Genomic DNA, 14,020 nt, shown 5'->3' with positions numbered 1-14,020 from the left:
ATAACAAAACATGAAAGAACCGCCTTGATCTGAGGGATGTCACTCCTTCCGATCATGGCGGTTCTTTCATTTCATGATGACATCAGCTTCTTGACTGCCTGTGCCAGCAAGTGAAGACCACGCTCCATCTCATCCGGTGAAGCATAGGCATAGGACAGACGAATGTGCTCTGCATCTAGGCGGTCATAGAGATAACCCGGATGAATCAGCACATGATTCTCCAGACAGGCATGGAACAGTTCGCGAATGGAAAGAGGACTGGCGGTGAATCGGAGCCAGATATAAAAGCCTCCGGCAGGTACGCTCCACTCGGCGAGTTCACTGAAATCGCGTTGCAGAAGTTCAAGCATAAAGTCTCTGCGTCTGCGCAGTTCTGGCCGCAGGCGATCCATATGCTGCTCGTGGTATCCATCCGCAAACCAGAGTGCAGCAGCCTCCTGAGCGATGGAGCTGGTGCCATAATCCGTCTGCATCTTGATGTCTGCGAGGCGACGGATGACCGGCTCCGGCCCAACTAGCCAGCCGAGGCGCAGACCGGGGCTGACCGCCTTGGACAAGGTGCCCATGTGCAGCACCCGTCCTTCTTTATCACGCGCTTTCAGTGATGGCGGCGGGGGCTCGTCCAGCCACAGGTCGCTGTACGCGGCATCCTCCAATATGGAGATGCCGATGTTCCGCGCTGTGGCGAGCAGTTCTTCCCGGCGGCTGTCACTCATGACGGAGCCGGTAGGATTGTGGAAGCTCGGAATCGTATAGAGCAGCGAGATGCTTTCCCTGTTTGCATTATTCTGTACGGCATCTTCCAGACGCGGAGTGTGTAATCCCTCGGCATCCATCGGAATGCCACTCATTTTCAATCCTGCCGATTGGAAGGCATGAATGGAGTACAGATAAGATGGTTTTTCCAGCAGGACTGCCGATCCGCGGGGCAGAAGCCCAACTGAAATAAGGTGCAGTGCCTGGAGAGAGCCGGATACGATCAGAATGGAGTCAGGGGAGGCTTGGATGCCTCTTGCTTGCAAGTAAACGGACAATGCCAGACGGAGCTCCAGACTACCCTGAGGTTCGAGGTAGTTTAGTGTACGAGAACGACTGGATAGAGCATGGAGGATGTCGTTAAAAGCCTCCTGGGGCATCAGCTCAGGTGCAAGCTCACCTGTACCAAGCCTGATGATGCCTGGCTGGAACTCAGCCCGGTTAATCTGCTGTACCTCTGGCAGATTGGGGTAATACCAGCCTTCTTCGATGGCTTCCTCCCAGTTGGGCAGAGCTCCGTGAGCCAGCGCATGCCAGCCAGAGCCACAGACATATGTTCCGCCGCCATGTCTGCCTTCAATCATGCCTGAGGCGGCCAGATTTTCCAGTGCAGTAACCAGCGTGCTGCGGTTCACACCCATGGATTGAGCCAATGTTCGTTGTGAAGGAAGCCGATATCCTGCTGTCCATTCGCCGGCAGTAATTTTCTCACTGATATAGACTTCAATCTGTCGGTACAGAGGTAGGGAATGGGAGGGGTCCGGCTTCCAGATGCCCCCCTGTCGAGAATCAGACCGATTCATGGGCAGGTTTGCCTCCTTTATAGAATAGTGATGGGATTTATGTTTTCTCTTATTTTGAACACTATATCATTTGGTTGGGTCCAGTGCCATCCAAGTGGTTGGTTACGCCTGACGTTATCTCTACTACTATGGAGACATATCTAAGGGGGATGAACGATGGGGGTAATTATTCACGCGGTGGTGCTGGCATTTGGCCTGATTTTGCCACTCGGTGTACAAAATGTGTTTATTTTTAATCAGGGCATGAGTCAGCGAAGTTATGCACGGGCGCTGCCAGCGATAGTAACCGCAGGACTCAGTGATAGTTTGTTGATTGGAGCAGCCGTCGGAGGGGTGTCCCTCATTTTACTGCAATGGCCGGTGCTGACGAATGTATTGTATGCAGGAGGGGGTGTGTTTTTGCTCTATATGGCATGGAGCATTTGGAAGTCTTCCGGGCCTGCGAATAGTTCAGCAGCAGTGCTGTCTGCGGGAAGACAGATCGCCTTTGCTGCTTCCGTTTCCTTACTTAACCCACATGCCCTGCTGGACACGGTAGCCGTAATCGGCACCAGTTCACTTCAATACGAGGGGGTGGCACGCTTTTATTTTGCAATAACGGCGGCAGTGGTATCATGGGTATGGTTTCTGGGACTGGCAGGTGCAGGCAGGCTAGTAGGTAGAACAGATCGTACAGGCCGGATCAGTATTTTCTTCAATCGATTGTCCGCTGTAGTCATGGTCGGAATGGCAGGCATGATGCTGTGGAAGCTGATCGTATCGTAAAAATAGAAAAGAATCCCCTCACGGTAAACGTGTGGGGATTGTTTATATGCTGGCCTTATAGTTAATGCGCCAAATGAGTATTCTATCTTATTCTGCCTTCAATAGCATGGATTCAATAAAAGCTTTGAGATCCTGAGATGCATTGTTCAGTTGATCAATCACCTCGCTGAACTCGGTGACGAGTTCGGCCTGCTGGTTGCTGGATTGGGCGATGGATGTAATCTCCTGTTCCATCTGACGAATGGAATGCTGTACTTCCTTCAAGGAGCGTTCAATGTTTACTGTAGCTTCTTTGGTTCCGGTGGATAATTTGCGTACTTCGGTAGCAACAACGCCAAAGCCGGCTCCAGCTTCTCCTGCTCGTGCTGCCTCAATGGCAGCATTCAGACCCAGCAGGTTCGTCTGCTCCGAAATTTCACGAATGAATGAAGCGACCTTGGTGACTTCACTGGAATTTTGCACCGCCATCCGTGTGTTGTCCAAAATCTGTGAAGATGAAGCGGTCAGTTGCTGGGATTGAGCCGCTACGGTCTGAACCATATCGGTTAACTTACCGCTGATTTCCCCGATCAATTCGGTGAAGTGCCCCAGTTTTTCCTCGTTTTTGAGTGAAAATCCAATGGCCAATGCGCCTACGATCTGGCCTGCTTCATCGCGAAGCGGGGTAGCCGCAGAGTTAATGGGAGTCCCGTAATGATGCGCTTCAATACGATTGGCTGAAGTCTCACCATGGATAAGTGCCCGGCGTAGTGTAGGATCTTCAAGCGAGATCGGATCTCCAGCCTTGATACCCAGATCAAGATCTTCGCTCCGTACGTAATACCGGAACTGCTCCATATCAGTAACAGCAATCATCAAATCATTTTCCTTGAGCATGATTTTAAAATACGGGCTTGCTGCAACAAGTGCTTCAACAATATTCAATTGGATCAACTCCTATATATGTGTGCGTATGATCGTGATGTATTGTATATTCATCGTCAGAATTGCGGGATTCTTGAAGGCCTAAAGAGGGCAAATGGCAGATTAATTTTATTTTAATTTTGGAATCAGGAAAATTGATCAACAAGGTTAGACAAAAGAAGAATACATGATAAAAAAGCTGCTGAGGATCATCTGACCTCAGCAGCATTTAGTACATCGATAATGGCTGTATTTTGTGAAGTATATCGGGTGCTTACGTTTGTTATATCTGCCTGCTCTGATGCACATAAATATGGATGTGTTACCCGCCACATCACGCTTGCCTATCCACCAATCTGGGACATGCGTCGTACCGTCGGTGTATGACTTTGCATTTTTTGCTCTAGGGCAAGCGCCATTTCATGATTCTTCGGTTTGGTGCCAAGAGCTTTGAGGAAGAGAGCTGCCATAGCATCGGGGGCATCTACGAAGCGGCGAACATTGTATTCATCCGACCAGTACAGACAAGCTTTGATATGCCCGTCTGCTGTCAGGCGGAGTCGGTTGCAGTTATCACAGAAGTGATCACTGACCGGATGGATCAATCCAAATGTTCCTTGTGAACCGGCAATCTTCATGTTTCGTGATGGACCATTCCCTGCCGGACCTGCCGTACTTTCCACCGTCCAGCCAGCCTCCGCGCATACATCGGTGACTGCTTCCAGCGGCAAATACGATTTGCGCCATGAATCTGAAGCCTGCCCAATCGGCATATATTCAATGAAGCGCACATGCAGTGGCTGATCTATGGTCATGGCAATGAAATCTTTGATCTCATCATCATTGATGCCCTTCATTAAGACGACATTCAGCTTGATCGGAGCAAGTCCAACTGCCGTGGCGGCTTCAATGCCTTTCAGCACCTTATTTACATCCCCGCCGCGAGTAATCATGGAGAAACGGCTCGCTTGCAGGGAATCCAGACTGATGTTAATCCGGTTCAGTCCGGCGTCCTTAAGGGCCTGAGCCTGTTTGTCCAGCAGCAATGCATTGGTAGTTAAAGCAATATCTTCAATCCCGTCAATGGCCGAGATCATACTTACGAGTTGATGCAGATCTTTCCGTACCAGAGGCTCGCCTCCGGTCAGACGGACTTTGCGCATTCCCATTGGAGCTAGCACTTTGAGTACCTGTGCGATTTCCTCGTAGCTCATAATTTGGTCATGCGGGGCAAATTCCATGCCTTCTTCGGGCATACAGTACACACAACGCAAATTACAGCGGTCCGTAACAGAAATACGGATGTAGTCATGTATTCTGCCAAAAGAATCCTGGAGCATTTCCATGCAGACCACCCTTTCATTGATTCAAATTGGAAAGCTTCTATATGAAATGAACCGACAATATCTAAACGAACAGTTGCATCAAATTTTAGCTATTTCTCCAATCCGCGTCAATGATGACCTCAGATAATTACGTTTTTATCGGGATGGGTCAGTTGGAATTGTCCGACAAGCTGCTGCAAGAAGACCGTGATGGCTTCCACATTGTGCGATGAATGCTGAACGTGCAGCATGTCGTTAATAAGCTCGACCATCTCGGCTTCCACCTCCGAAGACGTGGAACGATTTTTGTGGCTGATGGCAGCGATATTCTCCATCAATACCACGACCTGATCCACAACCTGTGTTCTTTGAGGTTCTTCAGCCGTCGCACTTTGGAGTAACTGCGAAGCAGCCTGAACAAGCGTTGTGCCTTCAGCCAGCACCTGATCGCCTTCCTTGATGGATTGCGAGGCTGCTCCTGCCGCTACAGAGATATTATCCAGAATCTGATGAATATCTTCAGTGGAGGAACGGGATAATTCGGCCAGCTTGCGGATCTCACCAGCAACGACGGCAAATCCACGTCCGTGTTCGCCAACATGAGCTGCTTCAATGGAAGCATTCAGTGCGAGCAGATTGGTCTGTGCCGAAATTTCATCAATGACAGCAAGTGCGCGGTAGATGTCCTGCATGGTCGCCATAAAGGATAAAATCGTATGGTTGGTGTCGGACACGGCTCCCGAGATCTGGGTCATTTTGTCTCCGATACGCTCCACTTCCTGACGGGCAACGTCAATCTGCTCGGTGGCAGACACTTCAAGCTGCTGAAGGGTGAGGCGCATTTCGTCGGCGGCTACTTTGGCCTGATCCAGGTCCTCAAGCTGCTTGCGTATCCCCTGAATCATAGAGCCAAGTTTGAGATTTACACGTTCGGTTGTTCCCTGTGTAGTTTCCGTTGACGTCCGCATTTGGTGCTGGTTGTTCATCACATCCACGGTGGCAAGCTGTACTTTGAGCATAATTCCTTCCAGAGAGTCAATCATATTGTTGATCCATTTCGCCAGTTCACCTGATTCATCCTGGGCAAAAGCCGACGTATCCAGACGCTGGGTCAGATCGCCCTTGCCTTCTGCGTTAATTCGAATAAATCGGCTAATGCGGCGCAAATCCTCATGGACCCGTTGAACATGTTTTCGTTGCAGCTGGTTTGCGGTCAGAAATCCATAGATGATATTAAAGGCAGCGATGGCTGCTGCGCTCCATGCACTTCCAGTCAGCGCATATACAATTGCCGCTCCTGCAATGCCTGACAACAGGATGTATAAGCTGTGCTGCTTGAATTGGCGCCAGCCAATGCTGCGTATACGATATACTTCCTCCAGATCGCCTTCACACATCATGCCCCACAGATCCGGACAGTGGGGAAGCTGGAATGTGATGCCTTTACCAATAACTGAAATATGACGATAGTCCGAATAACCCGGAAAAGCCACAAACAGATTGGAGCCATTGCGAATGGTATTCGCTACACCAGGATGAAGTTCGTTGGTGGAAGGATCGGTAAACATCAGTTCCAATTCGGTATGTTCTTTAACAGATACAACGCCCCATGCGGTGGTTACGCCGTCTTTCAGATTCTCCCCATGGGTGAATGTATGATCCTCGAAGCGGCTGCGGGACAGGGCAGTCCCGGGTTGAAGCGTGGGCCGCAGTTTTGATTCAGCCATAAAAAGATAATTATCCCCCGAATCAGGGTAGATGTGGCCTGATTCACGCTGGATCAGATCGCCCAATACATCATTAGGCACACGACTGCACAGGGAACCGATGTAACGGCCGTTTTCCATGATCGGTACGATAAACGTCAAGGTTACATCATCGTGAAACGTGGAAGAACGTGGTCCAATTTCTAGTGTGAGCGGATCAGAATAAGGTCCAAACAGGCACTTTTGTCCGTTGATATCCGCTTGGGTATACCTTAATCCTTGCCCGATCAAAGCATTTCCATCTTCGTAGACTTGTCCAATATGTTTCTTATATGTAGAAAATACAACCTGATTTTGCTCGTTAAGCATAAAAAGCTCAGTACAATCAGTAGCGCGTACATAACTTGCTGCGAACCATACCTCCAATCCGTGTACATCTTCTGTGCCTTGTAACATACCTTGCGGATGAACAGCTCGTACCTGCTGAAGCAATCGATCCAGATGATTCCACTGCTCATCAGCCCAATCCATCAAGAGCTGCCGCCGGGTCTCGGCGATGCCCTCAAAGATTTCCTCTACGTCTTGCTTCATATTTTCATTCAACCGATACGACCGCCACAGCGGCCACCCTTTTCTCCATCCCAGCCAATCAAACATACGGACCACCCCGATTTCTGATTTTAAAAATCTTTTGCGAGACTGTTCGGAAACGCGATTATCCAGCCACTATGGGTGGTGGACGGGAATCAATGACACCGCCTTCATGATCCCAGAACCAGACACCGTATCGGGGCGAGATTTCACGTCCTTCTATATGAGCATTTTGCAAAATGCTGTTATCAATGTTTATACAAGAAAATCAACAAGATTACGAGGGTATATGTCATATTTTCCGAATATTTATTCAATAAATACAAATGATTATGCGCCTTTACTTGGATATTACAAGAGTTCTGTGTGAGTGAAGCAGATGTAAGATAACATACACGGACATTGACATGTTTAGGACTGAGAATCGGTATCATTTTACAATGTGTAACATGAACAGGCCCATACTCAAAACAGTCTGTATAATGTAATCCCCGCCCAAAGATATATAGTATTACCTAACAAGCAAAACCTGTTACGTTCGTGTATACAAACCTTCCATTCAGCCTTGGTGTGAAAAGATTGCGAGCTTCCCGCGAAAAGGAGAATGCCCATGTCCTCAATCATCGTCCCCGACACCTGCCATATTGAGCTGGATCACGTGTCCGTTGTATTTGGCAGTGGAGCACAACAAGTTACCGCCCTGTCCGACATTTCGTTTCAAATCCATTCCAATGAATTTGTCTCTCTGCTTGGCCCCTCGGGGTGTGGCAAGTCCACACTGCTGCGACTCGTAGCCGATTTGCTCCAGCCAACGACAGGCAGCATCCGGGTTGCCGGGGAAGAACCAGAGCGGGCGCGGTTGCAGCGTCAGTTCGGTATTGTCTTCCAAACTCCAGCTCTGTTCGATTGGCGCACGGTACGCCACAATGTGGAGCTTCCTCTGGAGCTGCTCGGCACAAGCCGGAAGGAGTGCCGCCGCATGAGTGGTGAATTGCTTGAAATGGTCGGGTTGACCCGCTTCGCTGACCATTATCCGTGGCAGCTCAGTGGGGGCATGCAGCAGCGCGTTTCCATTGCACGTGCACTCGCGCTTGATCCGCCATTGCTGCTTATGGATGAACCTTTCTCCGCATTGGATGAATTCACGAAGGAGAAGCTGCAACTGGAACTGCTTGATATTAAGCGATCTACAGGCAAGACATTCCTTTTTGTTACACACAGCATCCCCGAAGCCGTATTTCTATCTGACCGCATCATCGTCCTTTCCGCACACCCCGGTCAGGTGCACTCCATTCATTCCGTCAACCTGCCAGCCGAGCGGGATCGAGAGCTGAGGGAAACCGAAGCCTTTTACCGCATGATGACCACCATCCGCAATTGTTTCTATGAGGAGCGTGATCCAATCCATGTTCCTGCACACCAATAAGCTGGGTTTTCGCTCCTGGGTAGTGATCTGGATTTTGTCCGTATTGCTGCTGTGGGAAGGTATCGCCTGGATTCTCCACTTGTTCTTGTCACCCCAGCAGGCAGCATCCCGTCTTCCTTATCTGCACGAGGTTCTAGCAGCCTTGTTTCGTTACTCAGGCACATTGGCTGAACAGGGGGCCGTAACGTTTGGGAATGCAGCAATTGGTTTTGCCGGTGGAACTGTGTTAGGCCTGTTGCTGGCCCTGCTCATGAGTGTGGCGGTTTGGGTGGAGCGTACCTTATCTCCGTATGTCATCTCTTCCCAGATGGTGCCCGTAATCGGTCTTGCGCCCATTGTCTATGGCATTATCCATAACGCCGAGTGGGCCCGAATTATAATGGCGGCTTACGTTACGTTCTTCCCGATTATCATCCACACACTCAAAGGATTAAAAAGTGCAGCGCCGGAGCATCTGGAGCTTATGCGTTCCTGTGGAGCTTCCCTGCCTGCTCGTTATATCAAATGTTTGCTGCCTTCTGCGCTACCGGGTCTGTTTTCCGGTATGAAAATAGCTGCTCCACTTGCAGTCACCTCTTCCATTGTGGTGGAGCTAATGGGAGCGCCGGATGGACTTGGCGTACTGATGGTCAGTTCCTTGTATTACGGCAGTGCCCAAATCGGCATGTTCTGGGCAACCATCATGCTCAGCATTGGCATTGGACTCATCTCGTATCTTGCCATCAGCCTTGCTGAGCGCTGGCTAACCCCATGGCAGCCTGAATTCAGGGCCAAGGGAGGGCATGCTGCATGATGAATGAACGTGTGATGGTAAGCCGCAAAGGTGAGGAGGGTGCGACGGCAGCTGTCTCAAGCACGGCATCTATTGGGGAGTCTATCGCGGATTCGGTTAGGGTACCATCTCCTTCAAGTACGGATATCGATGGACATCAGGGACAAGCCGCACAGAGGCCGCTGGGCAGCAGTGTTCGCAAAAGATCAATTGGATTGCGCCTACTGCCGTGGCTTGCCGGAGCCTTATTTCTAACCCTGTGGCAGCTTCGATTGTTCCATCAGTTATTCTCGCTTGAAAGTTACCAACTGCCTGTTCCGTCAGCGATTGCAGCGTCCATCAGGGAAAATGCAGAGATGCTTTTCCGATACGCGATGTATAGCGGAACCGAGATGCTGGGTGGCTTTCTGCTCGGCTCCTTGCTGGGAGCCTTGGCCGCTGCGGGTGCATCCTTCTTCCCGACGAGCGGCAGGGCGGCGGTTGCCGTGATGTCAGCACTGAACGCCGTTCCGATTGTTGCGCTGGCCCCGATTATGAACAACTGGTTTGGGGATGGTATCTGGTCCCGAATTGCCGTCGTGGCTGTAATTACGATGGCTGCCATGGCTGTGAGTTTATTCAAGGGCTTGACCTCGATTCAGCCGCAATACAGTGATCTGATGGGTGGTCTTGCCGCCAGTAGGATGCAGTTTTTCTTGAAGCTACGCTGGCCACATGCGCTACCTTCCCTCTTCGCAGGTCTGAAAATTAATATGTCGACCAGCATTATTGGCGCCATTGTGGGTGAATTTTTCATCGCCTCCCAGGGGCTGGGTTACTTGCTCTCAGATCAGATCCGACTGGCAAACATGCCACTTGCCTGGTCCTGTATTGTTATCGCCGCCGTGCTCGGTATTGTGTTGTATGAAGCCGTCGTTCTGGCCGAGAAACGGCTGACCCCGTGGAATCGTGCAAATACAGATCCTTAAAGCTCATTAAGATGCCAACCTTCCACAGATCGATTGACTCGTGAAGCAGGCTTCACAGTACCTGATTGAAGATCCTTATATAAACAGGGGGTTGTTCTGTATATGTACAAAACGTTAAAACCGGGTTTTCTGGTGTTGGTACTGTTGGTCGTTGCGATGCTGGGAGCGTGCTCTGCGAAATCAGAGCCGTCCGTCACCCCTGCTGCTGCCAGCTCGGAGGGAGCGGAAGGGTCAGATCAGCCCTTAACCAAAGTGAAGATTCAGCTCAAATGGGTGCCTCAGGCTCAGTTCGCCGGGATATATGCGGCTAAAGAGAAAGGTTTTTTTGCAGATGAAGGTATTGATGCGGAGATTATTCCGGGTGGCCCGGATATCGTGATCGAACAGCAGGTGGTCAACGGCGCAGCCGATGTGGGCATCACCGGGGTAGACAGTTTGCTGGTTAGCCGGGATAACGGCCTTCCGCTTGTCTCCCTCGCCCAGATTTCGCAGAAGAGCAGTTATCGATTGATTGCGAAGAAGTCCGCGGGTATTACCGATCCCGCCCAGATGAAAGGCAAGAAAGTGAGCACATGGTTTGGTAGCCAGCAGTTTCAGGTTCTCGCTTTTATGGAGAAGAACGGCCTTGATCCAAAGAAGGATATTGAACTGGTGAAGCAGGGCTTCACGATGGATCAGTTCTTCAACGATCAGGTGGATGTCGCCACGGCAACGATCTATAACGAATATCACGTGGTACTTGAAAGTGGGACGAAGGAGTCCGACCTGGATGTATTCAACATTGAGGATGCCGGGGTAGGCATGCTGGAGGATACGCTGATCGCCAAGAAGGATTGGGTGGACAGTAATAAAGAGCTCGCGGTGAAAGTGACCCGTGCCGTTCTGAAAGGCTGGAACTACGCCATCGACAATCAGAGTGAAACGGTAGATATCGTGATGAAGAACGTAACGGACGGCAGTACGACCCGTGAACATCAGGTGACCATGCTGGAAGAGATTGCGAAGCTGATTCGCCCGGAAGGGTTTACGGAGAAACAGGTGGGCAGTTTTGTGGATGAATCGTTTACCCGGACTGCGGATATTGCCCTGAAGTATGGCCTGATCAAGAAAGCCGCTAATCTGGACGAAGCACTGGAGAAAAGCGTCTATGAAGAAGCGGTGAAGGATGTGACGAAATAAATAAGCGTGGAGCGTTCGGAATGTGGCACTGCAATCGGAGTGGTCAAGTGTAAAGTCCATAGGTTCAGGTAGAGAGGAGGATGACGAATGAGCTCAGTGGATCAGCAACCCCAACCGATTGGTGGTACAAAGGAAGAGTGGCTGGAAAAAGATCGCAAATATGTGTGGCATCACATCTCGCCTCATAATGATCATCCGATGATTGCCGTAAGCGGGGAGGGCAGCTGGATCACGGATCAGGATGGCACACGGTATCTGGATGCGATGTCGGGACTGTGGTGTGTGAACGTCGGGCATGGACGCGAGGAAATTGCTCGAAGTGCCTATGAGCAGATGAAAGCTCTCGCGTACGTGCCCATGACCCAGAGTCATGAGCCGGCGATTCTGCTGGCAGAGAAGCTGAACGACTGGCTGGAGGGAGAGTATCGCATTTTTTTCTCCAACTCAGGTTCAGATGCCAATGAAGTGGCGTTCAAAATTGCCCGTCAGTTTCATCACCAGAATGGTGAGCCCACCCGTCACAAATTCATCTCCCGTCACCGTGCCTATCACGGCAACTCGATGGGCGCACTGGGCGCCACGGGGCAAGCCGCCCGCAAAATCAAATACGAGCCACTGGGTGTAGGCTTCTCTCATGTACCACCTCCTTATTGCTACCGCTGTCCATTTGGACGAAACAAGGAGGGATGCGGACTGGAATGCGCCACTATCTATGAAGAGGTTATTCGCTGGGAAGGGCCGGAGACGGTAGCTGCGGTCATTATGGAACCGGTCATTACAGGGGGCGGCATGATTGTCCCGCCTCTGGCGTACATGCGTATCGTGCAGGAGATTTGTGAGCGTTATGGGGTGCTGTTCATAGTGGATGAGGTCATCTGCGGATTTGGCCGCTCCGGGCAAAAATTCGGTCATCAGAATTATGGCGTGCAGCCCGATATCGTCACGATGGCAAAGGGCATGACGAGTGCGTACGCTCCACTATCGGCGACAGCCGTTCGAGCGGATCTGTATGACACGTTCAGAGAACCCGGACCCGATTCACACTTTCGTCATGTGAATACGTTCGGGGGCAACCCTGTATCCTGCCGCGTGGCACTGGCGAATCTCGAAATTCTGGAACGAGAGAATCTGGTCAGCCGTGCTGATGAACTTGGATACCTGCTTCGGGATAAGCTGGAGCCTCTGCTGGAGTTATCGGTGGTTGGAGATATCCGCACATTTGGCTTTGCCTGCGGGGTGGAGCTGATTGAAGCCGATGGTTCGCCTGCTCATGCGGATAAGGTCATGAAAGTACTGGCAAGCTGCAAACAGGACGGTGTCCTGATTGGCAAGAACGGCGATACCGTGCCGGGATTTGCGAATATTTTGACCATCTCACCGCCGTTCGTCACCAGTGAGGAAGAATTGGACCTGATCGCTGGCAGTTTGCTGGCTGCACTACGCAGTCTGGATGCTGGGTAGTGATGGAGGGCGAAGCGGAAATCTAGGTGGGATCTTCATTTAAATCGTGCTTATGAATATGCGTGAGGAGGCGATGGAGGATGCAGACCACCACCGGGAAAATCATCAATCAGTTGCGTCTGGATAATCGAATTGAACAGTTGTCTTGTATTGGCCAAATTGTGGAGACGGGTGTCTGCCGACTCGCGTTGACTCCGGAAGATATGGAGGGCATTATCCAGGTTCGCCTCTGGATGGAAGAGGCCGGGCTTGTGACTTGGCTTGATCCGTTTGGCAATCTGATTGGTCGCCTTGAAGGTACAGATTCGTCCCTGCCGATCGTCATGATCGGTTCACATATCGATTCCCAGCCGTACGGCGGTCGGTATGATGGGGCCATCGGCGTCCTTGGCGCGCTGGAAGCTGTACAGTGCCTGATGGAACAAGGCATTCGCCCTCGGATGCCGATTGAGGTCATTGCTTTTTGTGATGAAGAGGGATCGCGTTTTAACAAAGGATTATTTGGCTCACGTGGCATAACCGGACAGTTGGAAGAGGGAGAATTGGAGCGAAAGGACAAAAATGGGGTGACCCGACGAGAGGCATTGGAGGCCTTTGGCTGTGCACCAGAACAATTTGCCGAAGCGATCTATCCGGCTGGCTCTATTGGCAGTTATCTGGAACTGCATATTGAGCAAGGACCTGTTCTCGAATCGCTGGCCGCCCCGTTAGGTCTGGTGACTGGCATCTCTGGCCCGCTGTGGCTCACGGTGACAATGAAAGGCATGGCAGGGCATGCCGGTTCCGTACCGATGGGGATGCGTCATGATGCGCTGGTGGGCAGCGCCAAGGTCATTGCGGCTTTTGACGATATGGTCAGAGAAGAACCGGAAGCTCCGACAGTAGGGACCGTGGGGAGCCTCAGTGTCTTCCCGGACTCACGCAACATCATTCCTGAACAAGTCAGCTTTACGGTTGATTTGCGAGATATGGAGATGGAACGCAGAAATCGGCTTGAAGGAAGGTTAATGAACCTCTTGGATGACATTAGCTCGGAATATGGGCTGACCTACTCCTTGACCGAAGATACCAACAGTGAACCGCGATATTGTGCAGAACGAATCAAAAATGCCATTCGCTCGTCTGCCGAAGAGATCGGCCTGCCTTTACCAGAGCTGATGAGTGGTCCGTTCCATGATGCACTTGCCCTTTCTTACGTGTGTGACTATGGCATGATCTTTGTTCGCAGCAAGGATGGGGTCAGCCATCATCCAAGTGAGTATTCTTCGCCCGAGGACATTGCTCTCGGTACAGAAGTGTTGTACCGCACGATCAGGCAAATGTGCAGCCCGGAAATTGCGAGTAACGGGACGGACATGTAAAAGC

11 protein-coding genes are annotated in these 14,020 nt (G+C 50.9%); 7 read left to right on the top strand and 4 right to left on the bottom strand.

Annotation, left to right across the window (positions count from 1 at the left end; genetic code table 11):
* Positions 1 to 71 precede the first annotated feature (71 nt).
* Positions 72 to 1,559, bottom strand: a complete 1,488-nt coding sequence (locus HP548_RS08845; protein WP_175381430.1) for an aminotransferase-like domain-containing protein — start codon at positions 1,557 to 1,559, stop codon at positions 72 to 74.
* 156 nt (positions 1,560 to 1,715) lie between these two features.
* Here HP548_RS08845 and HP548_RS08840 point away from each other — a divergent pair, with 156 nt between their 5' ends.
* Positions 1,716 to 2,324, top strand: coding sequence for a LysE/ArgO family amino acid transporter (locus tag HP548_RS08840; protein ID WP_175381429.1), 609 nt, complete (start codon positions 1,716 to 1,718; stop codon positions 2,322 to 2,324).
* Between the two features lie 87 nt (positions 2,325 to 2,411).
* Here the strand turns inward: HP548_RS08840 and HP548_RS33700 are convergent, their stop codons facing one another.
* From HP548_RS33700 to HP548_RS08825, 3 genes are all read right to left on the bottom strand, one after another.
* Positions 2,412 to 3,248, bottom strand: a complete 837-nt coding sequence (locus HP548_RS33700) for a methyl-accepting chemotaxis protein (RefSeq protein WP_076287553.1) — start codon at positions 3,246 to 3,248, stop codon at positions 2,412 to 2,414.
* Positions 3,249 to 3,571: 323 nt separating this feature from the next.
* On the bottom strand, positions 3,572 to 4,573 hold the full coding sequence (gene moaA, locus HP548_RS08830; protein ID WP_076287554.1) for a GTP 3',8-cyclase MoaA: 1,002 nt from the start codon (positions 4,571 to 4,573) through the stop codon (positions 3,572 to 3,574).
* 119 nt (positions 4,574 to 4,692) lie between these two features.
* Positions 4,693 to 6,915, bottom strand: coding sequence for a methyl-accepting chemotaxis protein (locus HP548_RS08825; RefSeq protein WP_175381428.1), 2,223 nt, complete (start codon positions 6,913 to 6,915; stop codon positions 4,693 to 4,695).
* Positions 6,916 to 7,459: 544 nt separating this feature from the next.
* Between HP548_RS08825 and HP548_RS08820 the strand changes: the two genes are divergently transcribed.
* The 6 genes from HP548_RS08820 to HP548_RS08795 all read left to right on the top strand — a co-directional run bounded on the left by HP548_RS08820 (position 7,460) and on the right by HP548_RS08795 (position 14,016).
* Positions 7,460 to 8,275, top strand: a complete 816-nt coding sequence (locus tag HP548_RS08820; protein ID WP_246317993.1) for an ABC transporter ATP-binding protein — start codon at positions 7,460 to 7,462, stop codon at positions 8,273 to 8,275.
* Positions 8,235 to 9,068 (top strand): ABC transporter permease, encoded by an 834-nt coding sequence (locus tag HP548_RS08815; protein ID WP_246317992.1) that lies wholly within the window; start codon positions 8,235 to 8,237, stop codon positions 9,066 to 9,068. Before HP548_RS08820 ends, HP548_RS08815 begins: the two co-directional genes overlap by 41 nt.
* Positions 9,065 to 10,015, top strand: coding sequence for an ABC transporter permease (locus tag HP548_RS08810; RefSeq protein ID WP_246317991.1), 951 nt, complete (start codon positions 9,065 to 9,067; stop codon positions 10,013 to 10,015). The genes HP548_RS08815 and HP548_RS08810 overlap by 4 nt, the downstream gene beginning before the upstream one ends.
* A 102-nt stretch (positions 10,016 to 10,117) precedes the next feature.
* Complete coding sequence (locus HP548_RS08805; RefSeq protein ID WP_175381426.1) at positions 10,118 to 11,194, top strand: ABC transporter substrate-binding protein; 1,077 nt, start codon at positions 10,118 to 10,120, stop codon at positions 11,192 to 11,194.
* An 87-nt stretch (positions 11,195 to 11,281) separates the two neighbouring features.
* Entirely contained in the window at positions 11,282 to 12,655 is a 1,374-nt protein-coding gene (locus tag HP548_RS08800; protein ID WP_175381425.1) for an aspartate aminotransferase family protein, read from the top strand.
* A gap of 80 nt (positions 12,656 to 12,735) precedes the next feature.
* Positions 12,736 to 14,016, top strand: coding sequence for a M20 family metallo-hydrolase (locus HP548_RS08795; protein WP_175381424.1), 1,281 nt, complete (start codon positions 12,736 to 12,738; stop codon positions 14,014 to 14,016).
* Positions 14,017 to 14,020: the final 4 nt, after the last annotated feature.

Source organism: Paenibacillus taichungensis (assembly GCF_013359905.1).
GTDB lineage: Bacteria > Bacillota > Bacilli > Paenibacillales > Paenibacillaceae > Paenibacillus > Paenibacillus taichungensis.
Note: the sequence above shows the minus strand (reverse complement) of the source record. Positions and strands in the feature narration are given on the sequence as shown.